The sequence below is a fragment of the Bradyrhizobium sp. McL0615 genome (assembly GCF_049993905.1).
Taxonomy (GTDB): Bacteria; Pseudomonadota; Alphaproteobacteria; order Rhizobiales; family Xanthobacteraceae; genus Bradyrhizobium.
On record NZ_CP188254.1, the window covers coordinates 2,081,469 to 2,107,379 of the forward strand.

Consider the following 25,911-nt stretch of genomic DNA (forward strand, 5'->3'; position numbering starts at 1 on the left):
TCTGGCTGCCGAATCCACCAAGATGGCATAGCCGAAGCGGTACCGTAGTTTGATGGCCGCTGAAGCAGGCAATGAGCGACGATGAAATAGTGCCGTTGATTTGCCCGACGTGTCAAAATGTTTTCGCAGGCCAGCGCGTCCCTGCCGGCGACCGCCGGCTACTTTGCATGGGGTTGTTTTCGATATTTTAGTTGGGGCCTGGCTTGCCGAGCCGTAGCTCAGCGGGCTGATCGGCCCGCCTTCGCCGTTGGCTCCGGCGCGGCAGCCTTTACTCGCTTCGCGTGCGAAGGCTGGTGGGCCCGGCAGGACTCGAACCTGCAACCAGACCGTTATGAGCGCCGGGAAGGGGCTTATGTTCGTGCGAAAACCATTATTTTCCAAGCATCTTGATCACGTTCGTGTCTCGTTGTTCGACCCGTTTCTGTGGCGTAGCTGTGGCGGTAGGTCGCCGCTTGGGCTTGGCCGTCATCTTTTCGACGGCGTCCGACAGGAAGTCCGGGTGATGATGCCCATAGACCTTCAGCAGGGTCTCAACCGACATTCCCAAATAACCTGCAGCTTGCCACGGTTCGGTGCCGTTCTGCATCAGCCAGGTTGCCGCCGTGTGGCGTAGCGTGTGTGGTGAGATGCCCTTTCCAAGTTTCGCCAGCCTAACTGCCCTTGCAAAAGCCGTCTTGACCGACGCTACCGGCTCTCCGTTGAATTCGACGAAGTGCCGTCTGATGATGCCGCGAGTATGCCAGCGGCGCAGGTGCGCCAACAATCGGGGAGGGATCGGCATGGGCGGCTGCCGCTTGTTCGTCTCGATCTGTCCTTGTCGACGCCGGTAGTAGACCCCGCGGTCGAGGTCAACAAACGACCGGCCTATGGCGGCGATTGGCGACGCCGACGCGATGGCACCCGCTCGCGTACCGCTGTAGATGCCGATAACGATGAACCGCGCCAAGTGGCGCAAGGGACGTTTGTTAGTCTCGATCTTCTGGCCCGTATTGGGACCGCGGTGAACTGTTTGCACTTCTCGAGCTCGCCAGCACGTCCAGATCAGCTTGGCAGCCATATCTCGTGTCAGCCAAGCGTCTCGTGGCTCGCCCTTTTTGGGCAACTTCACCTTGACGATGCCGCGGTGTAGCCCCTCATCAGCGTGATGCGCTATTGCTGCACGAAGATCCTCTAGATCGCGCCTGGCCCCTCCTTTCTTTCCTCGTTCTTTGACGTACTCGTTGCACTTCGCCTTGTTGACGTCGGCGAGCATAAGCTTGCCCCAGAAGTCGCGCAGCCGCTTCGCGCGGGCAACGTACTTCTCAGCGTCGAGCGCATCTTCGCCGTACAAATCAGGGCGGTCGTCAATAAAGATTGAGAGAACGTCCGCGATCGGGATCGTGTCTATGTCACGCTCTTTTCGTTGCGGCGTGTACTTGCTGGTGATGTAATTCTTAAGCGTTCGCTCAGCCTTTCCAACTTCATGCTCAAGGCATCCTGTGCCGAGATACTTGCCGCCGTCCCTGATGATCCAAGTTGCGGCGTGGGTAAGCTTTCCGCCTCTGAAACGGGCAGGTCTAAGGTGGAGGCGGGCACCCTTACTTCTACGCGGCATCGACCACGCATCCTTTCAATCTCTCTCAACGTCGTGAACGCTTTACCGGCAATAATTTCGATCGCAAGCCGCCCCCGCTTTGCTTCTCGTCTCAGACTGCTTTCCGAAATGGTTTGGTCCGGAAAGGCGATTGCGGCTGCTACTGCCAATCTCAGCGGCGTATCTGGTCCAATGTTCTCTGAGGAGGTTAGCGTTGGTTTGCGCATGGATCATCTCACAAGCGATTCAGCCAAGCAACGGACAACCATCTGCTTGCGCTATTGATCTCTTAGTCACCCACTTTGGATTTTCGAACTGTTCTAGAGCTACCACTCCAGCTCGCTTATCTCATCCAAGAGCTCCGCGAAGTCACTTAGCCAGTTCTGCAGAGAAGGTCGAGGCAATGGCGCCAATCATGCGCTCGCAAGAGTTCTGGCGTATCCCGAGACTAAAGGTAGCCTTCGACCCATGATTCCACGCACCAAACATAAGTTCACTCGCATTTGTTGTTCAATTGCAAGAAGCGGAAGGATGGTACATCAAGGCGCTGGATCGCATGAGTTCATCTCACTTTGTAAGGTGTAGTCTCACTTGGAGCATGCGATCATCTTTCTGTAATCACCCGCATTCGGTTCTTCATTCAATGATGCGCTGCAGCGCGATTTCAGTCTTATCGATCGCTAGAACGCCCGCCTTCCGATCCCAAGGCATTGATAATTTGCAGCGACGACGTCAGGCGGTGGTTCGGCAATTCACCTCCGAGGCGTTGCCGAAACACCACATCGCTAGCCGAAGTGAGCCAATCACGACGCCCTGTCATTTGACGCGCTTGCATTTTGAGCTAATCAGGAACCCGCGCATGCACCGCGTTATGCGTGTCGGGGCCGTACTGAACGGCCGCTGCGCTATGCCGAGCCGTAGGCAAACTGCGAGCGTGCTCGAACGGGCGTCGCATCAGTTTCAACAAAGTCCTGAGGCAAGGCGTCCGGCCGGACATCGACCATCCGTCGATCGCAACTACAGCCCGAGCATTGGATGTTGCAGGTCACGTGACCTTCGGCGATCCATTGCGCCGGGGTGCCTAGCGGGAAGTTGTCAGTCGATTTTGTCAGAGCCATTGCTGATGATTCCGCGGCTGGCCGGGAAGTGCAATTTTTCAATCTGTCGTGGGTGTGAACCCTGGCGAACTACTGTCCGTCGCGGGTGCGAGCACCTCAAACAAATCGCGAACCCGATCGAGTTCGACGACAGTATCACCCGCCATCACCTCCTGCACCAAAGGTGGCTGTGGCGCAGTATGGATCTCATACAAGTGCCGAGTGCTAGCGGCGTAAGCCATCAACTTTCGTAGGCAATCATCCAACGTGCCGTCGAGCACCATATATGGACTGACAGCTTCGCCCCTTCGCTGATTTCCAAGAGAAGGCCATTTTCGAAGAGTGGCCGGCGCATCAAAATCGACACTAGATTTGTGGCTCCCTGACAGCGCGTCGTTGTCCATTACTTAGCCCTTGCTTCGGTCCTCAAGGCTCTACCTTCGGCAAGATGGTCCTCCTCCATTGGCGCCGCTTGGGCAATAGGGATGCCAGCGGCGATACCCGCAATTCCGACAATTGCAACTTATTCCCGAGATTCGCAATCGGCGTCTAAGGTGCAATGAGGGAGGCGCTTCTTAATTACCCGCAATTAGGATCACCAACAATCGCGGATGACCCTCAATAAGGTTCCGCGAGAGTGATGCGTAGAGCCGTCGCTGAGCCAGGCCAGCGACGGCTTTCGCTTTTCTATCGGAATCTTATGGGCCGGAATCCTGTTCCAATGTGGGTCAGTGACCAGACCGTGCTAACTGCCGTCGCCTTAGATCATGGCGTTTCAGCACCTGCAGCTACTTACCGATCGCCGGGACGGTTGCCGGGCTTTTCGCTTTCCGGAATGAAACGGCCCCAGTCCTCTGCGGGGAGGTATCGGGCTCGCCTCTCGTCTGTATAGGATGGGAGGCAGACGTACGCCAATTTTTCACGGTACGATCGTTTTGCGTTCCGAGACGGGGACGCTCAAGAAGGGGGCGGCACCGCCCGCGCCGAGTCAGGAAGCAGCCATGATGAGAGGAACAAATTAGGCAAATCATCTTTGGGTGTTTGTATAAGGCTTAAGGAGTGCTCGTGCGCCCTGTGTTCGTCGCCGTTCTGGCATCTCTCTCCGCTCTGGCCGCGTTATCGCTTGCGGCTGCTGAAGGGGTGCCGGATCGCTACTGCTTGCACGGGCCGCAATGGGAATATCCGGGCAAATGCCGGTACACCAGTTACTTCCACTGCATTACCGAGGCGGCAAGGACGCCAAGTGCGAGGAGAATCCCCGATACGAATATGGCCGTAAGCGACCGACTCCGAGCCACTGAGTGGCAATCGTAGCGACCGCGATGGATCGGGCAAGGGCTACTACAGCAAGGGCTGTAGAGGGACCGCGCGCTAAATGAATGCGATTACCGCCAAAGCCACCTGGAGTGCGAGTTCAGTGCACAGCATCAGTACGGCAAGTGTTCCGGCGGTGAGAGCAGAGACAGTAGCGATGAAAGCGGTCATTGAAATTCCCCTCATGCTACACGATGAAGGCTGATCCTGGATTGTTTCCTTCGTGTGCAGATAGAACGGCTTCGTTCACGAGACATGACGTAGGATCACCATGCCAGGATCGCTCACTGATGCGCGTTTGCGTGAGACCTAGGCCAGTACCGGCCAGCCCTCAAAACGACTCCACCGCCCGCGTTCAGTTAGCACGGGCCCACTAGAACGGCATTAGGCGGGCATACTCTTGGACGGACGTACCCAAAATGCGTGCGGATGTGGTAACGACTCCGAGTGCGATCAGCCCCAGCCCTACGATGATTATCAGCACATCGATTTTCAGCCGCGTGGAAATTTGCTTCGAGGGTTTCATGGTCCTGCGCCTCTTGGCCCCGGCACAATAGTGGACCGGAGCAGCGTAGGCCGACGTGAAGCAGGTCACACCGCACGAAGGCGTGACCGTAACGCTCGTTATGCGTACCGCGTCCCAGCCATCGTGACCAGTTCCGGGGCCTTTGTGGTGGAATCACCTCGTTGATTTGGCGTCTGCGTACTGCGCTTCCGTTTCCACCATTACAGAAACTTGCATGACAGCCTCGAAAGGCTCCCCCACGCGCACCAAGAGCGCTTCAAGCTGGCGACCCCGTGCCTGCCGTCTCGTATTATACGCGCGCTAGGTGGAAAAAGAGGTCCGCAAAGTGAGCCTAATTAGCTTTGCTATCCGGATTTTCGACGGGCTGAGCAAGGAGAAGCGCGCTTTTAAGGGCGTTCTTGAGACTCATCGCGGCCGGGATGCTTCACTTCAGATGGGCCACGACGGCTAACGCGTGCTGGAATTCATAGGCATGCTTGGTGCGGCATGGCAGTAAGCGGGAAGAAAAAACCCCCGTCGCGGGCCGGGAGGACGTACGACGGGGCAATTGAACAGGGTATGGAGCGAGGGTAGCCCGACCGAGGCCGATGTCGCCCGCAATGGCCTGCAGAAGAAGTGAAGCGAAATGGATGCTACGCGACAAGACGAAGTTTTGAGCAAAGCGCCGGGTTCCTGCGCAAGTGGAACTCGCAAACCCGCCTCCACCAGACCTAGGCCGTGCCGAATTCCGATAGGCTCATTAGGTTGCCCTTCAACAATAGGAATTACGGTCGTCATAGCCAGACCCCGATCTGGCTTACGTCCTGAGCGGCCTCAGATGCTGACCGACCTCAGCGCTGAGGTCGGTCAATTCGATGACCGGATAACCCAAATGGAGCTACGTAAATCGCGGCGGGTAATGTTCGAGCGAGGGTACGACGCTCGACTGATGGCTATCGACGGCACTTGGCACCGAGCTTGCCAGATCCAGGACATCTCGGAGACCGGAGCAAAACTCAGTGTAGAGAGTTCGATCGAAGGTCTGCCTTTAAAGGAATTTTTTCTAGTACTATCGTCTACCGGAACGGCATTTCGACGTTGCGAACTTGCCTGGGTTAACGGTGACAATCTCGGCGTCTATTTCAAAAGGACGGGAGAAAAGAAAAGCCAAAAGTTAGTGGTCACTGGTCTCGCTTAAGCTTCCACTTGCCCCAGTGTTTCTCTTTGCGTTCGCTGCGACGATGTTATCACGCAAACGTGGTGGAGGCGTCATGCGCAGGCTACTGATTTCTTTGCTGAAAGGTCTGAATTTTGTAGTCCGAAAGGTATCGGGCTTTACGCATTTTGCGCAATTCGCCGTCCAATGGGGATTTCATCCGCGCCCGGAATGGTTCGATCACTATCTTGATCAGCACTGGCAGTTCTCAGCAAAGAACAATGGCCTTTGGGTAGAGCGCGGGGTTTTTCGAGGATGGTACTGAAACCAAACTCAAAGATGCTGGAGATCTGTTGCGGCGACGGTTTCAACGCACGCCATTTCTATTCGTCAAGGGCGGCATCGATCATCGCGCTTGATTTCGACAAGGACGCCATCCCTCACGCCAAACGGTACAACTCCGTTCCCAACATCACCTATGTGCAACAGGATATCCGTCAGGGGCTGCCAGCGGGGCCGTTCGACAACATCGTATGGGATGCCGCGATCGAGCATTTCACTGAGGTGGAAATCGACAAACTGTTGCGAGAAATCGTCAGCTTGCTCGGTTCAGATGGTATTTTGAGCGGCTATACGCTAACCGAGGCTGCGGATGGTAATAAGGGCAACGCTCTTCACGAGTACGAATTCAAGAACAAAGAGGACCTGCGTAGGTTTTTCACGCCACACTTCAAGTTCGTAAAGGTTTGGGAAACAATCTATCCAACACGGCACAACTTGTATTTTGCGGCCTCGCAATCAGAAATCTCACCATTCGGCTAAGTCGGTCCTGGCTTAGGCGAACAGATCGGCGCCGGCCGATTGTCGACCAGGGCAGATCCTGGGGCAGGGTATCTAACCGGACGTCGACCATCCATTGACGGCACTTACCGCCCGAACACTGGATGTTGCAGGTCACGTGCCCGTCGGCGATCCATTCTGCCGGACTTCCGAGTGGCCATCTTTCCGTCGATCGAGATTGTCGCTGCAAGGCCATCGCGGATGATTCCGGGATCGGAGGAGCCAAGCAAATTATCAATCCCTTGTGGATCGGAACGGACAGACTCTGCCGGTCGGGGATGTTGATAAGATCGCGAGACCACCCGGAGGTTCGTACGGCTCATCCGGCGAAAAACCGAAAATACTTGAGAGTACCTTGAAGACCGAGAAATAAGAAGTAAGCCTCGGCCAAGAAAATAAACAGCAACGCATGCACCAGATACATGCGGTCTTGAAAGATACTCAAGACACCCTCTACCAGTATTTTGAAGTAGGGCACGCTGTTGAACAGGAAGACAACTACTGGCCCCAACACCAACGCGCCCAAGATGTCACTTGGATAGTGTATCCCGAGTGCGATGCGAGCGACGCCCGCTGTCAGCAATGCCCATATGAAGCACAACAGTCCGAGTAAGCGGTTTTCGATAAAAATGACAGCAACCAAGGAAAAAAAGAGGGTTGCTGTATCGCTGGGAAACGAACCTACGCGATCCCAAGTGTTTGGAACAGCGACTTTTAGGGGGAGCGTTGGGTCTAAAAGCGGGCGTAAATGAGGGGTGAAGTGACGCTGCATCCACACCGACGCAAGGGTCGCGAAACAAGTAGCCAGTAATCCGATCAACATTCGGCTGCGCCGCTTATTGCATTCTACCGAGAACCAAAGTCCGACCAGGGAAACGAAAATGGGGAAGCCTCGGGGCAAAGAATTGTTGCCCATGAAAAGCATGAAGTAGTTCTTCTGCTCAGTACTTGAGAAGAACGAGTTGAGGGCCAGTAGAAGTTTTGTGTCCAGCAGTCGGGCTGAGTCGAACATCTAAAATGTTTATCTCGCGCATAGTACCGCGCAATCAACTTGGCATCGCCGGGCGTGGTACAGGAGGCCCTCATTCGGGAATTGCGCTGAATCCGACCTATTTAGATGTCTCGTCGCCCGCCGCAACAAAATTCACAAATTAGGCTTGATGCTAACTGCAGAGGTTAAATCTGGAACCAGGAGGGGCCAGGCTCACCGGTGCGGCTTTGTTTGCTTTTAGCGTTCAGCCCCAACCTACAAGCCGGCCGGTGGCTAGAGTCTTTAGTCAACTCGTATTAGGGGACGACGGCCCAATAACGGCGCCCGTTCTCGTTCGGGTTAGAATTGTCGCTTGATGAAAAGTAAATCCCACGCCCACTCCAATGCGCAAAGTGGCCGCGGCCTGTTTTGCTGATCGCCTGGAATGTGCTGTGGCCTGGGCCGAGCGGAGTTCGATCTTCGTAAAGTTGGATTGGGGACGAAGTGTCGTGCTTGTTAGTTGGATCGTCAGCCGGGAAATTGGCAAGGATCCTAGTCTCTACCGGCCGCATCCGCGACATCCAATAGGCGGGACCGATTTCCTGCGTAAACGGACGGTCCAGTAAAATCACGATCACGCCGGACGGCCTAAGATCAACAAAAGCCCGGTCAGTAGGTGGCGAGCGCAAAGTATCCGACGATTCCAGCGATCGTTAACGCCCAAATCCAACTTCGTTCTAAAGCCATAAGCACCCACTATATAGGCGCTAATCCGCTCAACAACGAATGATTGCATTGAACTAAAGTGCAGTTTTAGATAAGAGTTGCTGACCTATCGTTTTTGGATGCGGAATTGTTCATCCGGCTCGATGTTAGCTCTCTTTTACTCCCGCTGATGGCATCGGCCGCAGCCGGTCCGCCGCGACTCAGGCTCTGCATCTGGCGGCGCAATCACGCAAAAAATGTAGATCAGCGAGTCGGCTGGCTCGCACTACTCTTTGGCCGCGCTGCCTCCTGCGCTCGATCGGCTCGCCACGCATCGTAGGCTGGTGTTCCCGGTGCCCGAGTTCGACCAGTCGGCGGATGGCTTCGTCGCGGCCCTTAATGCCGTACGATAGCGGCAAGATGCTTGAGGAGCGATTCGGCCGTTGATACGTTTAGCCGGAGCAGAGCCGTCGTTCCATCGATCAGGATAACTGTCACATCCACGATTTGCGGCTCCGGTCTCGCGACATCCGCAATCGCAAAAATCGCCAACTTTTGATTCACGGAATGACCCCCTCGAACCAAAATTAATATCTAAAAATATCAATCAGCCTTTTGGCTTCGCCTTCAGCCCCAGCTCGACCAGCCGGCGGACGGCTCACCCTGACTCGTGGCCTATTTTTTGATCGCCTGTTCAGCCTTTTCAATTGCATCCATGCAGGCGACCACGAAGGACGCAAGATCGCGCTTCAAAACTTTTTCTTTGCCCGCTTTCTCGCTGCAAAACATTTGCCGGGCAATCTCGGCCTGCCGCTTTTGCGCGGCCTCTTTTTGCTCGGGACTTATCCCGGAAACTGCTTTGACGGATGAAAAGGCAAAAGGAGAAAGCACTGCGATCAAAACGAGAAAATAAAATCGGCACAAATTGTTGCTCCTATTTCATAGCCTCCAACCCCAATTCTGCCAGCCGGCGGATGGCTTCGAGATACTTCACTTGGCGTCCGTGACTTTGCCCTTATCGTCGCAGGACGTGCACTTGACGGGATAGATTCTACGGCCTGGCTGCAGTGGCTGCTTCACGACCGGGTAGCCCGTTCCATTACAGTAGGGGCAGACATGCTCTTTGATCCTTGAACCTCGCATGCCGCTCGCTCTGCTATTGTGTCTCGCTCGGCTTGTCACGTTCATGACTTTCAGCCTTTGCAGCTGCGCACGCGTCCATTCCCCAGCACCTGCTTCGGTAGTACCAAGTGCCTGTGGTGATTGCGGAGACGATCACCACGAGCAAAAGTAGGACGCTCAAGCGTCTATTCATTTTGCGGTCTTGGCCTTTAGCCCGAGTTCGACCAGTCGGCGGAATGCTTCCGAACGAGTGGTGTCATTTGCCGTCGCCCATGCCTCGACTTCAGCAATCAATGGGGTCGGCATCCGCGCGGCAATGTGCGGATCCTTCCCGGTCGCGGGACGACCGCGCCGTTTTTTAGGTGCAACCTTTATTGACTTCTTCATAATTTAGGTTGTACCCTAAAATCGAGCCGAGGGGAAGTTGATGCCTTCCGCCCGGCTCTAACCCAAGCCAAAAAGGACACGAATCCAAATGACCCAGGCTGATCGCGTGCATAGCACGCCACCCACAAACACGTCTGCACTTCCCGCGTATCCCACGCGCCGCCGCTTCCTGACCGTTGCCGCCATCGGCAGCATGGTCAGCGCCGGAACCCTCGCGGCCGCGGCCTTCACCCCGAATGACGTTCCCCAGGCCGTCACCGTGCCGCCAGCGAGCCCCGAATTGCGCGCCGCAATCCACCGGCTCGACGAGGCACACGCCAAGCTGATCGGGACCTAGGCAGCCGAGGAGGAGGCCCATGCCATGTTTGAGGATTGGTTGGCGCAGAACCCGGAGCCGAAAAGCAAAAGAGGCAGACGGCGCTGGATCAAGCGGATGGGGGTCTACGAACGAGAAGTTATGGCAGCAGAGTTTCAAGACTTGATCGCCGCCGAACAGACCTTCTCCGAGGCCCAGGAAGCGGTCGCGACAATTCCGATCTCGAGCCCCGCCGACCTTCACATCATGGCGGCATGCTCGACCGTCTATGACGAGGTGGAGCTCAACCGCCACAACCGCGCGCCGATCGCCCGCGTGGTCGCACTGGGATATTTCCGGCTTGGAAAGGCGGTGCAATCATGACGGCGCGCAAAAAGCCGTTCTTGGCAGTCGTCGACGGAACGACGCTGCCGCCGCCGGCGGGACCGCGCAACGGCAAGCGTTCGGCATCCGATCGCGAGGGCACGGCCATTGCGGTCGCCCATACGATCGAACAGCTATTGCCGGCCCTTGTCGAGTTGAACCGCGTGTGGGCGATAGGCGCCACCGCGGCCGGCGCCTATCACGAAGCGCGCGCCACCACCGACGCGGAGCGGTATCACCGCATTCCGGTTCCGTTGACGGAGGAAGTGGAGGCAATCCGCGAAATGAGCGGCGCTAGGGTGGTAGAATGTGCCATGACGATCCTGCACGGAAAGCTGCGCACCATGTACCGGCTGGTAGAGAACGCGCCGGTCGCGACGCTAGAAGGGCTCAGGACCAAGACGTTAGCGGCAATGTACGAGTGCATGCCATCTTTCGCCGAGCATGAAGGCGGCTTTGATTTCGGCGAAAACGACGAGCCAGTGAGAATGTTGTTTCGCGCTTGCATCAGCGTCACCGGATTGTCGGAACTGGCGGCCCGCTTGGAAGCCCGAATGGATAGGGAGAGGGGGGCAACATCATGAACAACGTTGTCGACTTTCCATTGCCGGCAAGCCCGATCACACAGGCGCCCCAGTCGATACCCGCCACTCTCAGGCGTTCCGCGACCTTGAGAGCCGGCTTTGCGCGTGCGTGCACATGGCGGTTATCGTCCGCTGTCTCGCCGCAGACGAGGATGACGCCAACCCCGACCTGCTTTTTGCGATCGGCCAGACCGCCGAAATGCTTGAAGCGCTCAAGGTCGACTATTACGCGGCGTGGGAGGACGGAAAGCCGATCGAGCCCTAGCGGAACACGAAGCGACACGTGAACAGGCCGTCGCTGTCTCAACCCAGCGGCGGCTTTTTTCACTGATGCTCAGTCTCCACGAGCTTTTCTCATGGCGCGCCTCCGTCTTGCCGATATCCAGGCGCGAAGGCCGTAGCCGGCCGCGAATACTCCAATCAGCGCAGCGACATCGATCAACATCGGATACCTCCTGGCGAGAACGTGTGCGGCAGTGGATCGCTGGTGTCGCAAAAAGAAACGCCGCCGGGCTCGAAATGCATTGTCCCGGCGGCGCTCTGTCTCAAACTGGATACTGCAATTCCAGTTGCTGACTACTTTGCAATGACTGCGCCACCACGAATGACAACCTCGTAATGCCGTAGTTCTACTGACACAAACGTCAGGCTCGCCGAGCTGCTAAAGGCGGCCACTCGGTTTTGCCGCTTTATCCCGGTATGATGATTCGGCGCTCGAATGGGTGCACCTTGAGGGACGGCTGGTGCTTTTTAGCCCCCAAGGCCGCACCAGAGCCGTTTCTCAATTCAGCCGGAGGTTTGATTGCCAACAAATCAAGGCCCACCGGTTCACGCTGGCGGGCCATTTTTGTGTCAATCGGGCCGATTTGATTTTGATTTGGATCAAGGGAATTTATCGCTGCGGAACGTCCATTGAACGATGACGCGCGACACGCTCTACTTCCGGCTCTCGATCATCTGGCTGGCACTACTACTGGCGTGCTGCCTCGCCATCGTCGCGTTGCTGGAATAAGTCCGCCTCAGCTCGACCTAATTCAATTTGGCACAAACTGCACTGTCGCTTGCCAGTATTTCTCGGGATACTAGCGGCGCGGGAAATGTAGCCGATCGGAAATTGTGCGTGTCGTACTGGGAATGGGCAAAGCTGATCGCGCTAGCCATGGTGATGTCGGTCGCGATCACGGCTACGGCCGGTGCTGCTTTGTGGATGATCTTGAAGTAGGGGTGGCCTCTCGCGTCCACCGCAGACTCGCCCACACGCTTCCGCCGATCGACCGTGACAAGACAGCAGGGAGCGGCCGCGTTACCGGCGGGCTTCCCTGAGTCATGGAGGGGGCAGTTGGCTTCGGGCGGGAAGCAGTGCTCGCAATGAAAGTGCGGCGATAGCAACAATCAAGACAATCAGGCCGACCGTTTCTGTATCCATTTCACCCATGACATCCCGCATTTGCGCGCGTTCCATTGTCAGGATGTCGAATAAGCGAGGACGAAAGGAGGCCGGAAGGAGAAAAGTTCCCTGCGTTTTCCGGCCGCAAATGTGTCATCCCGGTATAGGCATTCGTGGTGTAATCAGCCCCGGGTGCAGTCCATGATTTCTAATGCCTTCTATCGGGCAGACAAGACGACCTGAGAAGGCGAACGTCGCGATATGCAGCGCTCGATTCCTCGCCTCATTTTGGAGACCACCGCGATGGCTGCGATGGTCGTTCTCTTGCTATACGTCCTATTTGGACCGCCGACCTAGGTGGCGGCTCTGCCAGAGGGCGACAGTGCCAATCCCGATTGCGAAGATAAGAAACAGAATCGACGCGGTGTCCATGACTCGCTCCCGTTGCGGTCAACCGGTGCGATAGGCATCCAGGGCGTGAGCCGCAAAGATCGTCAGGCTAATCAAGGCGAGAATAGCTGCTGAGGCCTCGATCATCGGCGGGTTCCTTGGGTGACTGCCATGCCAACGATGGCGGCTGTAAGGAAGTGGCGATAAATCGAATTAATGATGGTGGTAATCATAACCATTCCCCCGTTTGGTCTGAGTAAATCGAGGCTACGACCAGTCTGTTTCAAAACGGCTTCGCGGTTGGGGGAAAATGGTTTCAATCACCGGCAGTCCCCGCCAATGGGCATCGAGCCAATTTTCAGACATTTAGGCGGCGCCGGTATACAGAACAGCAGAAACAAGACGAGCAATGCCGACAGGATGGCGCAGTAGATCGCGCGCCCGACGTTCATTGCAGCCTCCCAATCAGTGAAGGCTGGTCTATGCGTGTCCCTGTGCGGATATTGGACAGGTGTTGGACAAAGGAGATCGCGAAGCAGCTAAGCCATTGAAATAGCTGGCGCTCCCTAGCGAAACGTCACGTTTCAGAAAGATCAGAGGCTTACGGGTGTAAATCCGCAGATAGCGGCCGTAGCGCGATAACGCGAATTTTCTGCGTTCTAAACCCCAACAGACACGGGCGAGGGGGAACAACAACCGCGGATGGGACCACGCACCGCGAAATAACGCCGCACGACCGATCCGGCGCCCCCCTGGTCGCCTTCCGGCGCCGATTTCGCGTTGACCGATTCCGTGGTCGGCGCCACGGTGCCGGGCCATGAGCAGCGCGACGAGGGTGATGATGTTGTCGGTTCCGAGCGGCCCGAACGGGTTCCGGAAAGTCCGGATCAGCGTGCCGCGGATCGACTGCCTGCTCGACAATTCCAGATATTATTTGCCAGGGGATCAGCCGCCGCTCGACGAACAGGATCGCCGCGGCATCTCGCGGCCTCAGGTCGGCGCGCTCGGCCCGGCCGCCCGGCCTGTCAATCCACCACAGCGCCGCGGGGCGGCCTGGACGTCGCACGATGGGCTACGATCGCGACGCCGGCGTGAGCAGCGCGATTTGAACGAACTTGCCAAGCTGCTCGGTGATCCGGTTTAATTTGCGGGCGGCGGCAACCAGCGCGGCGGTCCGGCCGGCTTGGTCAGTGCGCGACCTTGATCGAGCCGGCCGGCCTCGACTAATGACCTATTTTGCTCTTCGGCGGGAATGGATGCGTCACAAGGAGATAGAATTTAGCGTTGAGCCCGCGTCGAACCGCGACGATGTTTGGGTTTGGCGGTTCTCGATAGGCGGCGAGGTCCGAACCGGAAAGACCGTGGCGAAGCTGAAGCTTTTGGCGATCCGACGGGTCCAATCCATTATCGACAAGCAGCTACGGAACGGAATGCGCCCGCGCAGCACGGAATCGGCAGCAACGACGCCAGGGAATAAGCGCGCCTGACCGATCGTGTCATTGGCAATGTGCCCCGCCCTGGGATAAACCGGCAACAGCCCATGAAAACGGTTTGGATTTTACGACGCCGGCAACGGCAAGACGATCGAGTTTCCTGCCGCCGACGCGTCAGGAATGGTTTGACGCCGACGATCCAGAGGGCTTATCGATCGCGCCTCGCATGCGACGACTGCGGCTTACTGTTTGCGAAGCAACTTGGGCAACTCAAATATCGTCCTCAGCACCGCTAAGAAGACACCGACTATAGCGCCGTTGATCAGGGCGTCGGCGACTTTAAGGAAATACGCCGAGTTGGCAGTAGCGGTAGCAGGCCCGCCAAAATTGCAGTGGTAGAGACCGAACGCCACGCCCAAGAAAACGCCGATGATTACGAAAGCGGCGATAACGACTTTCCCGGGGATGTCCAAGAACGTTCCGTTAGCCATTTCTCCCTCTCCTCCAATCAGGGTTGTCGATGATCTGCGTTGTCAGTTTGGCACAAGAACCCCTTTTTGGTGATGCGAGATGTGCCTCGATTGGGCGCACCGTACGGCTCGGCGACGACGCGGCCGGCCTTGATCTGGCGATCGAACGTGGCTGGCTCGAATTGCACGATAGCGGGACATTTGTGAAATTGACGCAGGGTGGCGCGGACCTGTTCGCCTGACATCCGAAAATCGCGGCCCGTCACCACGGTGATGCGCCGGCGCAACACCTTCACGAAAATCGGCGATAGCATGGCGCGACGGTTAAAAACCGAACCGACGCCAATCTGCCAGCCGGGTCAACTGGCCTTCATCGAATCATCTCCGGAGGTTCGCATGAACGAAGTGGTGGAAGCTGCGGTTGCCGGCGCATCACTCGCCGCCGGCGCCGCGATTTGGCTACTGGCGGGCTACCTCATCCAGCGATTTGCCTTTCGAAATCCAGAACCGACCTACGCTATCGTCTTTGCAACATCATTGAGCGCGTCAATGTTGCTGTTTTCTTTCGTGGCTTTGCTGACGTTTCACATCCGATACAATAATTCCGGTGCGGATAATGGCCTGGTTCACACGGTTCGTTGACCCGATCGTGCTGCCGGACGACCGCGAATTGCTGACGCTGCGCGACGCTGCCGAATACATCACAGCACTGCCGAAAGACGAGCATGATGCTGCCGATTGGCAGGTAGGAATGGAAACGCTGTTGTTGGTCGCCGAACGCGACGCGCCGGAAATGCTAGCGCGAATCGCGTTCATGAAGGCCTTGAACCGCACAGCGCACAAGCGATGCCGACGCCACGACGGAAACCGATGAAAGCCCCTGTGAATAAGTGTCACAATCTGACGGGGTAGGCGAGGCGTTCTTCGCCTTTAGCGGTAGGGTCAGCGAGGCGGAGGCGGGTCGCGATGTTCAACAGAAAAACTCTTTTCATTGTCGGTGCCGGAGCGGGCTTCGACATTGATATTCCGGCCGGCCGGGCTCTCGCCGAGGACATAGCGCGGCGAACGACCATAAAGCTTGACCACGGCTACGTGGGCGCCGGAACAGCGGATAGAGACCTGGCATTAAATTTCTTTGAAATGATCCAAAGAGCAACGAGTACCTTGAGGCATTTCGTCTCATTCGCCACGGCGTGCTGCTCGCAAATTCCATTGACGACTTCCTGAACATTCATGAGGGCGCTTCGGAAGTCGTTACTGTTGGCAAGGCGGCTATCGTTCGCTCGATCCTCAACGCGGAACGCCATTGCAAGCTCTATGTGGACCCATCAAACACCTACAACAGACTCGATGTCGCAAAAATCCGGGATTCGTGGTTCGTCAAATTCATGCAGGTGCTCGGTCCCGGCAGGAAAGCTCACGAAGTAGAAAATGTCCTGGACGACGTATCATTCATCACCTTCAACTATGATCGTTGTCTCGAATATTTCCTGCATCATGCCTTGCAGTTGATGTATGGCATCCAGCGACAACGCGCCGCGGAAATCGTTTCGAGGGCAAACATTATTCACCCATACGGGTCCGTTGGATCACTTGAGAGAGTGCTATTTGGCGGCAAACCAGCACGACCGAATGAATTATCGCGAGCTATCAAAAGCGATCAAGACCTACACGGAACGCATTGAGGAACCGAATGTCTTGCAGAAGATGCAGGCCACCATACAAGAAGCGAAATGCATCGTTTTCCTAGGGTTCGCTTATCACAAGCAAAACATGGCGCTGCTCGAGCCGGGAAAACGGACGCGCACAACTAAGCAGGTTAACGGCACTGCTTTTGGCATGTCTGACAGCGACGTGGGCGAAGTAATGGGCGAACTCGATTCGTTTTTTCCAGCCAACAAGATCAGGCCCGCCGCGGAACGATCGGAAAGCTACGGCATCAGCTTTCCCGTGATGGACTTAGACCGACCTTGCGGAGCGTCGAGAGAGATTTCTCGTGCGGTGTTCCCCACAATAAGGAATGCCGCCTCAGTAGGGGAGCCTAATAGTCAAGAATCCCGATATTGAGCTTATCCAGCGGCGCGTTGAGCGTGCAGACCAAGCCATCCGATTTGAAGTCCAATAACACTTCTCCATCGAAATCGTTTTTCAACATTCTTTCGATTAGGCGAGTGCCGAAACCTCTTTTCGATTGTTCTGGCTCGACGACTAAAGGTCCACCCTTCTCAACCCATTCGAAATGGAAGTTAGCGCCCGGCCCATTTGCATCGGTCTTCCACAAAATGTCCACTGTGCCTTCGTTGTTAGAAAGCGCGCCGTACTTGGAGGCGTTCGTCGCCAGTTCGTGAATAGCAAGTGCGACTGCCAAGGCGGGTTTTGGCGGCAAGAGCATTTCGGGTCCGCTGACGCTCATGCGGTCTTGGCTGGGTCGATGAGGCGCCAAGGCTCCTTCGATTACGTCCTTAATCGGCGCGCTTATCCAACTCGTTTGAACTAAAATATCGTGTGCGTGGCTCAGTGTAATCAGCCGCGCCGTAAAGGCTTCGCGGGCTGCGTCCATGTCGTCACCGCGAATGGTCTGATTTGCGATAGCTGCCACCATCGCGAGAGAGTTTTTGATGCGGTGCTGCAATTCAGCGGTCAGGAGCTTTTGCTGCTCTTGAAATTCGGCGAGTACGGTAATGTCTCGCGAGATTGAAAGAATTTGCGAGGGTTTCCCGTCATCGCCGAAAATTGGCGACACCTGAACTTCCCAATACCTTGGATTACCTTTGGCTGTATTTGCCGCCCCTCGGAACCGAGCGGTGTCACCAGCTTTCGCGGTTTCAACCGCTGCCCGAGCATCGGCGTTGCCGGCGCCAGCCCAGAAGTCAGGCCAAGGGCAGCCTTTGAGCTTCCCGAAGTCCTCGACCTCCATGACCCGCTTGCCGCCTTCGCTCATGAATTGCAATCGGCCGTCCAGGTCCAAAATCTTGATACAGTCGCCGCTGCCTTCGAGGACACCGCGCAGAAGGTCGTCATTATCCGCCAAGCCAGCGCCAGCCGCCCGTAACTCTGCTTTTAGCGCTTTAACGGGCGTGGCGGGTCGATTTGACATCGGGACTGGACGCAACTTCCTTGGTTTGCTTGAGCCATTAACCACGTAATGTCGCCAGCAGTTAATGCAATCGGTTCTCTAGCCGTTTGTTCCGGCGCCGGTATTTCTAGAAAGAGTTGGTCACCTCGCGCAATGTACCAACGATTTCTCGCGCGCTATACGGTTTTGTCAGAAAGCGGCTGCCAGACGGCAGATCTTCAGCGCTCAACCGAGCTCTTCCAGATGTCGCAACGATCTTAATCGGCGGCCACCGGCCCCTAATGGCGGCGGCTAACTTAAGGCCGTCCATCGAACCAGGCATATGCACATCCGTGAAAACAACGGTGATGTCGAGGCGGCGCTCCAGAATTTCGATGGCCTCGTCAGCGTCTTTCGCCTCGACGACTTCGAAGCCGCCGGATCTGATCATATCAACCGCGTCCATGCGAATGAGAAATTCGTCCTCTACAATCAGGACGACGGTTGGCTTGCTTTTCTCGGAATACGCCAAAACAAATCGTTCTCCACTGCATCGCAGTTGGCAATGGTTCCTCAGGCAACGACTTCTGCGCACAAACAAAAATGGTCTGCGCGACCTGGCCGTCAAACAGTAAGGCCGCCTCTCCGGGCGGCCCTTAATCCTACTCTACGGGCTTTTCGCTAGGCGGAATCGCCTCACCTCGGTTTTCGGCAGTCTGCTCCGGATCGCCGGGCTTTTTCCCGGCCATATTTCCTGGATTGAAGTGGAACTTACCTTCCGGGTTTTCGCCGGGCTGCTTCTCGTTTGGGTTTTTGTTGTTGGACATCACGCGTTCCTTTGGACGGAGGAACAAAGTTGAACGGGACCGGCGTCGTTACGTTCCAAAGGTTGGTTGCGAATAAATTGTTGCGCTTCGCGCCGCTACCGCGGCCGATGCACGTCGGGCTGCGGACTTGCGGGTCGGCTACGGTCTCGTTCGCGCCGCCTGTATTCGCGTGCGCTCGATTCCATCATTGATTTCAGCTAGGCAAGCCTCGACCGCCCGTTCGCGACTGCGGAATTCAGCCGCTCCTTCTTGCCGGGGAAAATGTTCCAGCGCCAAAGGCCGGGTTCGACCTCCTGCAGGTCATAATCAACGGTGCGATGCTTCATTTTTGGCTCCCTGCCACAGGAGGTTCATAGTATCACAACTTTCAGGGCCTCTTCTTTTATTGACGCGATCCAATGTTGCCTATTGGCACTTGCCGGACGTGCCGCGCCGAGCTGACGATGTCCGTCCTAAAAGCTCGAATTAATTTCAGCTGTGTACACTTGTGCACTTACATTCGGGGGGCGGTATTCCCAATTGCATTTCATCAGCGTTCCGCAATGTGGCAGTTATCGGTGACTGAGAGAAAGTCGCGCTCCCGCCTTACTCGAATAGAGGCGTAGCGTGGTGCAGAAGCGAAACCGTACCCCCCAAACACAGCCTCTAGAGGAACGCCTAACTACGCACGCGGCCCGGCTGCGCGAGGAAGCAAAAGCGCTTCCTCCGGGCAAGGTGCGCGTTGGCGTCTTGCCGAAGTTCTTAATCGTGACCCGGATGTTCGGTGACCATTCATCGTTATCGTGGAGGACAACGGCGTCAGTCACATGCACATAGGCGCGAAGCTGTCGCTCCGAAGTTCGATCAGCCCCTCTAACAAGAAGCGAGGTTGCCCACCAAAGTCCCATTGTTGCTGCAAACAACAGCTACTCGCCACGCTTCACTCCGAGTATTTCTTCGCCGCCGTGGCCTGACTTGAATATGACCGAGAAAACCGCAAAGACGGCAACTGTTAGCAATCCTCCGAAGACAATTTCATAGCCACGTAGCCCCCTGAACATGCCGCCCTCCTGTCATGTTGGGATACACAATCGCAACCAGAGAGCGAGCGCAAGAGCGGCGAGTAGGCGCGAAGCGGTGAGCTCCACAAATCATAAAGCATGAAATTTCGGTTCGGGGTATCGTCGCGCCAAGCGTCGCAGAACCTCATCCGCGAGCAACTAACCGGACGGCTGCGATCGGGAGCGTGTAGCATACACTAGGGCTTTTCATCTTTGCAGCGAGCACAGGGCAACAGTTTCAAGGAATAATGGAAGGAGCCGGTCGACATCGGGCAGGAACCTATCGTTCGTTGCGCACTTATGCTCTTACCAATCCTACATCAAAGGAGTTATCATGATCGGCCGTTTTGTCGGAACCGCTGCTGTTATTGCTGCGGTATTCCTACCCGTTGCATCCCACGCGCAGGGCGTCCCAGGTGGCGTCGAGCGAGGCGCGCGCGATGGTGAAAGGGCGGCTGGTCCTGTGGGAGCAGTTGTTGGAGGCGTGATAGGCGGCGTCGTTGGCGGCGTGACTGGCGTCCTTGGAGTGGACGAGCGTCCCCGCTTCCGTTCCTATGTTGTCGAGCAGCGGCGTCCTTCATATCAGTATCGCGAGGATGTTCGGGTCGGGGCGGTCCTTCCCGACGACGGTGTCACTTATTACGACGTTCCACCGGAATACGGCGTTCGCGAGTACCGATACACCGTGGTGAACGGCCGCACCGTATTGGTTGAGCCACGGACGCGGCGCATCGTCGAGATCGTCGAATAACTATAGGGGCCGTCTTAGACGGCCCTTTTTACTTTTAACGGGTTACAGTGGCCGAAAGCGAATCCTGGAGCTTCTATGGCTTCGTTACGAATTCAACACAAAACCGTCTATCGCTTTCGAGAGCCGGTGAGCCTTGCCCCGCATCGTTTAATGCTTCGTCCTCGCGAAAGTCGCGAAATCCGCCTTATGTCGCATGTGTTGACTATCGCGCCGGTTGCCGTGACGACGTGGGCACATGATGTGACTGGCAACGCTGTCGCGGTGGCCGCCTTTGCGACCATGTCCGATACCCTCGTTATCGATAGCGTGTGAAGGACATTTTGCTCAATGCCGTGGCTTGGCCGGTTTTCGCTATCGCGGCATCGGCGATCTCATACCCGTTCCGCTACTCCGACGACGAATGGACTGACCTCGGTGCATTGACCATTGCGCAGTATCCTGATCCGTCCGAACGGCTGCGAAACTGGGCGAGAGGATTCGTTCGCAGCAATTCGACCGATACGCTGTCCCTGCTCAAGGATCTGAACGCCGGTGTCGCGCAACACATCCGGTATCAGAGCCGCGAAGTTGAGGGGACCCAGTCGCCCAACGAGACACTTCCAACAGCGGAACTTCAAGAAATCCCGGAGAAAGGGGAGGTGAAGCAGCGCTGACAAAACAATACGACAGCGGGCGGTGCCAGCGCTGGAGCACGCGACAAGAGTTCGGCCGGGTTCATGGCTCTAAGACGGCCCGGCAAAGAAGACGGAGTCTGAAAAGAAAAGAAGATTAACGGTGGGCGTCGAGCGGCAGCCGCCAAAAAACGGACCGCTAAAAAGACGACGAAGAAAAGTCGAGAGCGCGTTAAAAACTAGGCCGACAAACGGGCGGCGTTCGCTGCCACTATTTTTCTGTAGTGGTCCAAAATGCGGGCGGCATCGCCTCCGCGCATCAGAATGACACGCGCTTCTTCCAGCGCATTGACCTTCTCGTTGAACATCAGAAACATCTCTTCGGACGTGCTCTTCCCGGCCGCGATCAGGCGAAGTCGCATATCGATGACGTTCAGAGCGTCCATCAAGAGGCTGAGCATTGGGTAGGCGAAAAGCATGGAGGTACTCCGGGACACAAAGGTTGATTGTCAATGAACGGGGCGACAATCCAAATGTATTGATGTCATGGGAAGGTCGGCGGGAGCGTGGATAATCAAGCGCGGCCTGATTTGTTCCTAATGGCAATTGGGGCCGCTTCTGGCCGAAGCGGCGTCGCGTTTTCCAAGGCGGTAAGGAGCTGGGAAACTTCCTTCGCAACGGCAGAGCAGCCCGCTCCGCGAAGAGCTTCTACGGAGAAGCCTCCAGTTAATACACCGGCTGCTGCCGTTCCCGCCCCGAAGCCGGCTTCGGCATCACAGGGCGTATCTCCGATCATCACTGCCTCAGGCCCGGTCAGGCCGAGCTTCGTGAGCGCGACACCCACGATACGTGGATCCGGCTTCCCATGTTCGACATCATCGCCGCATGCCGTTGCTCCGATAAACTCATCGATGCCCAGCAGCGACAGGTAATGTTTGAGCTCCGGTCCTTTGCAATCGGTCGCAAGCGCAAGCTTGCCGCCGCGCCGGGTGAGCGTCTCGAACACATCCCGAACACCGCGAAAAGCTTTGACGGTGTGGAGATATTTGCTTTCGTAGATTTGTGCTTGACCATGCAGGATCTGTGCGCGCAAGGCATCGTCCAGGTCCGGCGCTATAATCTGCAGTGTCTGGTTGCCATCCAGGCCCGAGTAGAGCTGCAAGGCCTCATACGTCACATCGATGCCCGCTTCCTCAAGTGCTTCTTGAAGGCTGCGCAGGTTTTGAGGGACGCTGTCAACGAGCGTGCCTTCAACATCAAAGATATAGCCCGAGAACATACCGGCCTCGTCGAACGGAGGAATATCCGAGGACAGCGCGCGAAAGCGTTACAGGTTCCTTTCGCTCAGCGACAGGGCGGAGCGTGCAACCGAAATGCGGAGGGCGTGTCGAAGCTTACTCCGGCGGCTGTAATCCCGGCGACTCAATCCAATTATGCATGCGGGCTGCAGTTTCAGCTTGCCGTGCCTTGCGTATGAGTAAGTCGCGCTCAGCTCCGGGCGGAGTTTCCTGGGCTTCACTGCGAAGGCCCTGGGCCTCATCTTCCGGTCGTATGGAAGTCGTTTGAGTGGATCGACGCTGCATATCCATGCTCCTTTCGCTGGCAGAAAGAAGTGCGCTCATTGGGTGGTGCGGGGCTTCCCCACCTTGGACGTCGAGGAGTAACCCCGCGCCACCGCTATGTTTCGCCGGTGGGGAACTTTCCACGGAACTTTTTTCGATCTCCACTTTTCCGGGAGCTTTCTGTTCCGCGTTTGGAACAGCGTTCCCCTGAGCCGGTTAATGGTGCTCACAAAGGAGCAGCCCGTGGCGAAAAAACCAAAGAAGCTTGAAGATCTTTTTCATGAAACGCTGAAGGACATCTATTTTGCCGAGAATAAAATTTTGAAGACCCTCCCAAAAATGGCCAAGGCGGCGCAGTCGAAAGAGCTGAAAGCCGCCTTTGCCCTGCACGAACGCGAAACTCGGGCGCAGGTGAAGCGTCTCGACCGCGTTTTCAAAATTATCGGCAAGCCTGCGCGCGGCAAAACATGCGCCGCCATCAACGGCATTACCGAAGAGGGGTCCGAGATCATGAAGGACTTCAAGGGAATGCCTGCCCTCGATGCAGGTCTTCTTGCCGCAGCCCAGGCCGTCGAGCACTACGAAATTTCCCGGTACGGCACGCTTTCCACCTGGGCTGAAGAGCTTGGATACGGCGAGGCGGTCGACCTCCTCGAAGCCACGTTGCAGGAGGAGAAGAATACCGACAAGACGCTTACCGGTATAGCCAAGTCGGTCGTCAACATCGAGGCCGAAGAGGACGAGGAAGAAGACGCCTGATCATTCGGCAGCAAAACAGGATAACCCGCCGGCGGCGGGGTAGTCCCCAGAAGGAAAAATGGCCCGACCTTTCTTAAGAACAGTCGGGCCATGGTTTTATTTCCGATTTTTGTCGAAAGCCTGCGCCATCTCAAGATGGTGCTTCAATGCCGGCAGCGTTTTGCCCGCCCATTCTTTGAGTTTCGGGTTTTCGCCACCGCTCGCGTAGCGTTCAAACAACGAAACCGCGTCTTTGTGAGCGCTTACCTGCATTGGGTCGTACACCGATGCGAAATCCTCGGGCTTCGCGTCGCGTAGTTTGGCCAGCTTTTTCTCCGACGCATCGTCGAGAGCTGCCGGTAGGGCAGCTTTCAAATCTGCCGGAGCCGTCGCCTTAAGTTCGTTGCTCGTCTTGGCATGATCGGCAAACATCATCTCAGCGAACTTCTTTTCATCGGCATTGCCTTTTTGCTGCGCGATCTTAGTGGCCTCGATCTCCGTCATGTCGCTCATGGCGACTTCCTTGATGAAGTCTTCCGTCTTCGGCGCGATACCCAGAACGGAATTAACGCCGGTTTTTCACCGACCGACTGGGCGTAGGATGGCGAGGCTAGAATCGTTAGTAACGCAGCCAGAATGGCTTTTTTCATGCTGTTCTCCCTCAAAATAGGTGAAATGACACGTTCCAACCGTCCCTGAGAAGCAAAGTTCCTTTTCCTGGGGGTCGGTAGCGGACGTAAAAGCTTGGGTCACAGGCTTTCGAGAGTCTGAAGAAGCCGGTCAAGGAAGACCACCTGGCCCTTTAAAATCCTTGGCCGCGCCTCAGGGACGTCAAACCACGCGGCACGGTCGAGTTCGGGAAAGGACTGCGTCCGCCCGGATTTCGGCGGCCACTCCATCTCGAACATGTTGCTTTCAAGCAAGGCGGTGCCCCAGTCGTCTTCTACTGCCCAGGCATGAACGATCTTTCCTCCCGGTTGCTTCGCGGCACCGAGCGGGAGAGACTTTCCGCGCGCTGTGTGACCCGTTTCTTCCGCAAACTCCCGCTTTGCGGCAGCGAGAGGAGCCTCAGCTTCGTCGATCAGGCCTTTGGGTATCGACCATGAGCCCAGATCTTTATTGTGCCAGAACGGGCCTCCGGGATGGCCGAGCAGAACTTCGATACCGCCGCCGGTGCTGCGGAAGAGCAAAAGTCCTGCGCTTCGATTGCTGGCTGGAGCCTTTCTCACGGTCGCACGTTAAGCCGCATGCCGCGCGGTCTGCCGTCTGCGCCGAAGGTGCCGCGAAAGTGTGGCGAGCGGCATGGCGTTGAGGACGCGATCGAGGGTTATTGTGCCACAAAATCATATCTCAAGAGCCGCGAGTTCGCCGCCGGATTTTTTGTGCAGGTGCAGTTAAATCCGTCGATCGGCACAGCGGGATGAGGCGACGACTGCGCGGGAAACTGAAACAAAAGAACGCCCCCGCAAGAGGCGGATACTCGTTCGAGCCGTCTGTCGAGGCCAAGCGGACCAGGGAAAACAGGAACGGGAAGCGGCCTGCCGAATTGACATCAAAATCTCACATAAAGTACCAGCCTGCGATGCCAGCCGGCAAACGAAACGAAGTTAGCGGCGGCTCCGCTCTGGGAGCAATGGCAACGCTCGCGGCAGCTGTCGCGGTCGCATACCTGCTGCGGGAAGGAGAAACGGAAAAGCCGGAGCGGGCGAGGGGACTGGAACCGCAGCCAGCCGGCAGAGACGCGCCAACCGCCGCGGCACATGACGCGGCCCGGGGCAGGGATGCGCGCGATCCCTCCGAAATCCCGGCCAAGGGATGGAAAGACATTTTGCTGCGCGTCTACGGCAACATTTCCGATCACCGGGTACTTGCGCTTGCCGCAGGCATGACCTTTTACAGCCTGCTCGCGATCTTTCCCGCGCTGGCAGCGCTTGTCGCGATCTATGGTCTGTTTGCAGATCCCGGCGCAATCGCCGCACACCTCAATGAGGTGTCCGGGTTCATTCCCTCCGGCGCGCTCGATGTGGCGCGCGATCAGCTGACCCGGGTCGCCTCGAAAGGCGAGGCGACGCTCGGGGTTACCTTCGCGATCGGCCTTGCCGCCTCCTTGTGGAGCGCCAACGCGGCCATGAAGTCACTTTTCGACACGCTGAATATTGTTTACGCGGAGCAGGAGAAACGCGGCTTTATAAAACTGAACGCGATCTCGCTCACCTTTACCGCGGGAGCGGTCGCATTCATTCTTATCGCCATTGCCGCCGTCGCCGTGTTGCCGGTGTCGCTCACATACATGGGCCTGACCAGCTTCACTGATCTCCTGCTGCGCATCGCGAGGTGGCCGGCTCTCGCCCTCGGCCTCGCCTTTGCGCTGGCGCTGATCTATCGCTTCGGTCCGAGCCGAGCGGCTCCGCAGTGGCGATGGATTACATGGGGCAGTGTCGCGGCAGCGCTGCTGTGGCTCGCAGGATCGACGTTGTTCTCCTTCTACGCCGCTAACTTCGGCAATTTCAACGCGACGTACGGTTCGCTGGGCGCGGTCATCGGTTTCATGACCTGGCTATGGATTTCAGCGATCGCGATATTGCTGGGGGCGGAGCTCAACGCCGAGATCGAACACCAGACCGCACGCGACACCACGACGGGCCACCCGAAGCCGCTTGGAACACGCGGCGCTCATATGGCCGATTCCGTTGGCGCGGCGAAGAGCTCGTGAGA

At 56.7% G+C, this 25,911-nt stretch carries 30 protein-coding genes and 2 pseudogenes; 19 read left to right on the forward strand and 13 right to left on the reverse strand.

From position 1 onward, the window contains the following. Positions 1-370: 370 nt before the first annotated feature. On the reverse strand, positions 371-1,594 hold the full coding sequence (locus tag ACPPVP_RS09940; protein WP_426533624.1) for a tyrosine-type recombinase/integrase: 1,224 nt from the start codon (positions 1,592-1,594) through the stop codon (positions 371-373). 2,150 nt (positions 1,595-3,744) lie between these two features. Between ACPPVP_RS09940 and ACPPVP_RS09945 the strand changes: the two genes are divergently transcribed. The 4 genes from ACPPVP_RS09945 to ACPPVP_RS09960 all read left to right on the forward strand — a co-directional run bounded on the left by ACPPVP_RS09945 (position 3,745) and on the right by ACPPVP_RS09960 (position 6,467). Beyond that, positions 3,745-3,984 carry a DUF3551 domain-containing protein gene (locus tag ACPPVP_RS09945; RefSeq protein WP_426537762.1) on the forward strand — a complete coding sequence of 80 codons (240 nt, stop codon included), beginning with the start codon at positions 3,745-3,747 and terminating at the stop codon, positions 3,982-3,984. 1,343 nt (positions 3,985-5,327) lie between these two features. Then, positions 5,328-5,687, forward strand: a complete 360-nt coding sequence (locus tag ACPPVP_RS09950; RefSeq protein WP_426533626.1) for a PilZ domain-containing protein — start codon at positions 5,328-5,330, stop codon at positions 5,685-5,687. 73 nt (positions 5,688-5,760) lie between these two features. Next, positions 5,761-5,970, forward strand: coding sequence for a hypothetical protein (locus ACPPVP_RS09955; RefSeq protein ID WP_426533628.1), 210 nt, complete (start codon positions 5,761-5,763; stop codon positions 5,968-5,970). Then, a complete protein-coding gene (locus ACPPVP_RS09960) occupies positions 5,961-6,467 on the forward strand; it encodes a class I SAM-dependent methyltransferase (protein WP_426533630.1) in 507 nt (168 codons plus the stop codon). The genes ACPPVP_RS09955 and ACPPVP_RS09960 overlap by 10 nt, the downstream gene beginning before the upstream one ends. A gap of 337 nt (positions 6,468-6,804) precedes the next feature. Here ACPPVP_RS09960 and ACPPVP_RS09965 read toward each other — a convergent pair whose 3' ends face one another. The 3 genes from ACPPVP_RS09965 to ACPPVP_RS09975 form a co-directional block, all read right to left on the reverse strand. Next, positions 6,805-7,497: a phosphatase PAP2 family protein gene (locus tag ACPPVP_RS09965; RefSeq protein ID WP_426533632.1), complete on the reverse strand. Its 693-nt coding sequence runs from the start codon at positions 7,495-7,497 to the stop codon at positions 6,805-6,807. A 1,338-nt stretch (positions 7,498-8,835) separates the two neighbouring features. Beyond that, positions 8,836-9,084, reverse strand: a complete 249-nt coding sequence (locus tag ACPPVP_RS09970) for a hypothetical protein (RefSeq protein ID WP_426533634.1) — start codon at positions 9,082-9,084, stop codon at positions 8,836-8,838. Between the two features lie 387 nt (positions 9,085-9,471). After that, positions 9,472-9,669 (reverse strand): hypothetical protein, encoded by a 198-nt coding sequence (locus ACPPVP_RS09975; RefSeq protein WP_426533636.1) that lies wholly within the window; start codon positions 9,667-9,669, stop codon positions 9,472-9,474. A gap of 88 nt (positions 9,670-9,757) precedes the next feature. Between ACPPVP_RS09975 and ACPPVP_RS09980 the strand changes: the two genes are divergently transcribed. The 5 genes from ACPPVP_RS09980 to ACPPVP_RS10000 all read left to right on the forward strand — a co-directional run bounded on the left by ACPPVP_RS09980 (position 9,758) and on the right by ACPPVP_RS10000 (position 13,853). Further along, positions 9,758-10,006: a hypothetical protein gene (locus ACPPVP_RS09980; RefSeq protein WP_426533638.1), complete on the forward strand. Its 249-nt coding sequence runs from the start codon at positions 9,758-9,760 to the stop codon at positions 10,004-10,006. Positions 10,007-10,030: 24 nt separating this feature from the next. Continuing rightward, the gene (locus tag ACPPVP_RS09985) at positions 10,031-10,348 is read left to right on the forward strand and encodes a hypothetical protein (protein ID WP_426533640.1); all 318 of its coding nucleotides are present in this window, start codon (positions 10,031-10,033) and stop codon (positions 10,346-10,348) included. Continuing rightward, positions 10,345-10,932 carry a hypothetical protein gene (locus tag ACPPVP_RS09990; protein ID WP_426533642.1) on the forward strand — a complete coding sequence of 196 codons (588 nt, stop codon included), beginning with the start codon at positions 10,345-10,347 and terminating at the stop codon, positions 10,930-10,932. Before ACPPVP_RS09985 ends, ACPPVP_RS09990 begins: the two co-directional genes overlap by 4 nt. A gap of 115 nt (positions 10,933-11,047) precedes the next feature. Beyond that, positions 11,048-11,197: a hypothetical protein gene (locus ACPPVP_RS09995; protein ID WP_426533644.1), complete on the forward strand. Its 150-nt coding sequence runs from the start codon at positions 11,048-11,050 to the stop codon at positions 11,195-11,197. Between the two features lie 2,329 nt (positions 11,198-13,526). Further along, positions 13,527-13,853, forward strand: a complete 327-nt coding sequence (locus ACPPVP_RS10000; protein ID WP_426533646.1) for a hypothetical protein — start codon at positions 13,527-13,529, stop codon at positions 13,851-13,853. Between the two features lie 531 nt (positions 13,854-14,384). On the opposite strand, the gene ACPPVP_RS10005 is transcribed toward ACPPVP_RS10000, so the two are convergent. Next, positions 14,385-14,633, reverse strand: coding sequence for a hypothetical protein (locus ACPPVP_RS10005; protein WP_426533648.1), 249 nt, complete (start codon positions 14,631-14,633; stop codon positions 14,385-14,387). 29 nt (positions 14,634-14,662) lie between these two features. Here ACPPVP_RS10005 and ACPPVP_RS10010 point away from each other — a divergent pair, with 29 nt between their 5' ends. The 6 genes from ACPPVP_RS10010 (at position 14,663) to ACPPVP_RS10035 (ending at position 16,679) form a co-directional block, all read left to right on the forward strand. Further along, positions 14,663-14,854, forward strand: coding sequence for a hypothetical protein (locus tag ACPPVP_RS10010; RefSeq protein WP_426533650.1), 192 nt, complete (start codon positions 14,663-14,665; stop codon positions 14,852-14,854). Between the two features lie 154 nt (positions 14,855-15,008). Further along, positions 15,009-15,254, forward strand: coding sequence for a hypothetical protein (locus tag ACPPVP_RS10015; RefSeq protein WP_426533652.1), 246 nt, complete (start codon positions 15,009-15,011; stop codon positions 15,252-15,254). A gap of 7 nt (positions 15,255-15,261) precedes the next feature. Next, positions 15,262-15,486, forward strand: coding sequence for a hypothetical protein (locus ACPPVP_RS10020; protein WP_426533653.1), 225 nt, complete (start codon positions 15,262-15,264; stop codon positions 15,484-15,486). A 92-nt stretch (positions 15,487-15,578) separates the two neighbouring features. Then, the gene (locus ACPPVP_RS10025) at positions 15,579-15,839 is read left to right on the forward strand and encodes a hypothetical protein (RefSeq protein WP_426533655.1); all 261 of its coding nucleotides are present in this window, start codon (positions 15,579-15,581) and stop codon (positions 15,837-15,839) included. Beyond that, the gene (locus ACPPVP_RS10030; protein WP_426533657.1) at positions 15,806-16,297 is read left to right on the forward strand and encodes a hypothetical protein; all 492 of its coding nucleotides are present in this window, start codon (positions 15,806-15,808) and stop codon (positions 16,295-16,297) included. Before ACPPVP_RS10025 ends, ACPPVP_RS10030 begins: the two co-directional genes overlap by 34 nt. Before the next feature lie 13 nt (positions 16,298-16,310). After that, complete coding sequence (locus ACPPVP_RS10035; protein ID WP_426533659.1) at positions 16,311-16,679, forward strand: hypothetical protein; 369 nt, start codon at positions 16,311-16,313, stop codon at positions 16,677-16,679. On the opposite strand, the gene ACPPVP_RS10040 is transcribed toward ACPPVP_RS10035, so the two are convergent. From ACPPVP_RS10040 to ACPPVP_RS10055, 4 genes are all read right to left on the reverse strand, one after another. Beyond that, entirely contained in the window at positions 16,654-17,643 is a 990-nt protein-coding gene (locus ACPPVP_RS10040) for a sensor histidine kinase (RefSeq protein WP_426533661.1), read from the reverse strand. The two genes, ACPPVP_RS10035 and ACPPVP_RS10040, sit on opposite strands and share 26 nt — an antisense overlap. Positions 17,644-17,815: 172 nt before the next feature. Next, positions 17,816-18,133, reverse strand: coding sequence for a response regulator (locus ACPPVP_RS10045; protein ID WP_426537764.1), 318 nt, complete (start codon positions 18,131-18,133; stop codon positions 17,816-17,818). 196 nt (positions 18,134-18,329) lie between these two features. Further along, complete coding sequence (locus ACPPVP_RS10050) at positions 18,330-18,494, reverse strand: hypothetical protein (protein WP_426533663.1); 165 nt, start codon at positions 18,492-18,494, stop codon at positions 18,330-18,332. A 197-nt stretch (positions 18,495-18,691) separates the two neighbouring features. Then, complete coding sequence (locus tag ACPPVP_RS10055; RefSeq protein ID WP_426533665.1) at positions 18,692-18,820, reverse strand: hypothetical protein; 129 nt, start codon at positions 18,818-18,820, stop codon at positions 18,692-18,694. Between the two features lie 1,048 nt (positions 18,821-19,868). On the opposite strand from ACPPVP_RS10055, the gene ACPPVP_RS10060 reads away from it, so the two are divergent. Next, on the forward strand, positions 19,869-20,285 hold the full coding sequence (locus ACPPVP_RS10060; RefSeq protein ID WP_426533667.1) for a DUF1236 domain-containing protein: 417 nt from the start codon (positions 19,869-19,871) through the stop codon (positions 20,283-20,285). A gap of 75 nt (positions 20,286-20,360) precedes the next feature. Beyond that, positions 20,361-20,884 (forward strand): annotated as a pseudogene (locus ACPPVP_RS10065) (transglutaminase N-terminal domain-containing protein); the annotation flags it as partial. 251 nt (positions 20,885-21,135) lie between these two features. Here ACPPVP_RS10065 and ACPPVP_RS10070 read toward each other — a convergent pair. Further along, complete coding sequence (locus ACPPVP_RS10070; protein WP_426533669.1) at positions 21,136-21,375, reverse strand: hypothetical protein; 240 nt, start codon at positions 21,373-21,375, stop codon at positions 21,136-21,138. A gap of 95 nt (positions 21,376-21,470) precedes the next feature. Continuing rightward, entirely contained in the window at positions 21,471-22,175 is a 705-nt protein-coding gene (locus tag ACPPVP_RS10075; protein WP_426533671.1) for an HAD family hydrolase, read from the reverse strand. 502 nt (positions 22,176-22,677) lie between these two features. Here ACPPVP_RS10075 and ACPPVP_RS10080 point away from each other — a divergent pair. Beyond that, positions 22,678-23,217 carry a ferritin-like domain-containing protein gene (locus tag ACPPVP_RS10080; protein ID WP_426533673.1) on the forward strand — a complete coding sequence of 180 codons (540 nt, stop codon included), beginning with the start codon at positions 22,678-22,680 and terminating at the stop codon, positions 23,215-23,217. Between the two features lie 96 nt (positions 23,218-23,313). On the opposite strand, the pseudogene ACPPVP_RS10085 reads toward ACPPVP_RS10080, so the two are convergent. Beyond that, positions 23,314-23,846: pseudogene (locus tag ACPPVP_RS10085) on the reverse strand (DUF4142 domain-containing protein). A gap of 99 nt (positions 23,847-23,945) precedes the next feature. Next, positions 23,946-24,386 carry an NUDIX domain-containing protein gene (locus tag ACPPVP_RS10090; protein WP_426533675.1) on the reverse strand — a complete coding sequence of 147 codons (441 nt, stop codon included), beginning with the start codon at positions 24,384-24,386 and terminating at the stop codon, positions 23,946-23,948. Positions 24,387-24,829: 443 nt separating this feature from the next. Between ACPPVP_RS10090 and ACPPVP_RS10095 the strand changes: the two genes are divergently transcribed. Further along, entirely contained in the window at positions 24,830-25,909 is a 1,080-nt protein-coding gene (locus tag ACPPVP_RS10095; RefSeq protein ID WP_426533677.1) for a YihY/virulence factor BrkB family protein, read from the forward strand. Positions 25,910-25,911: the final 2 nt, after the last annotated feature.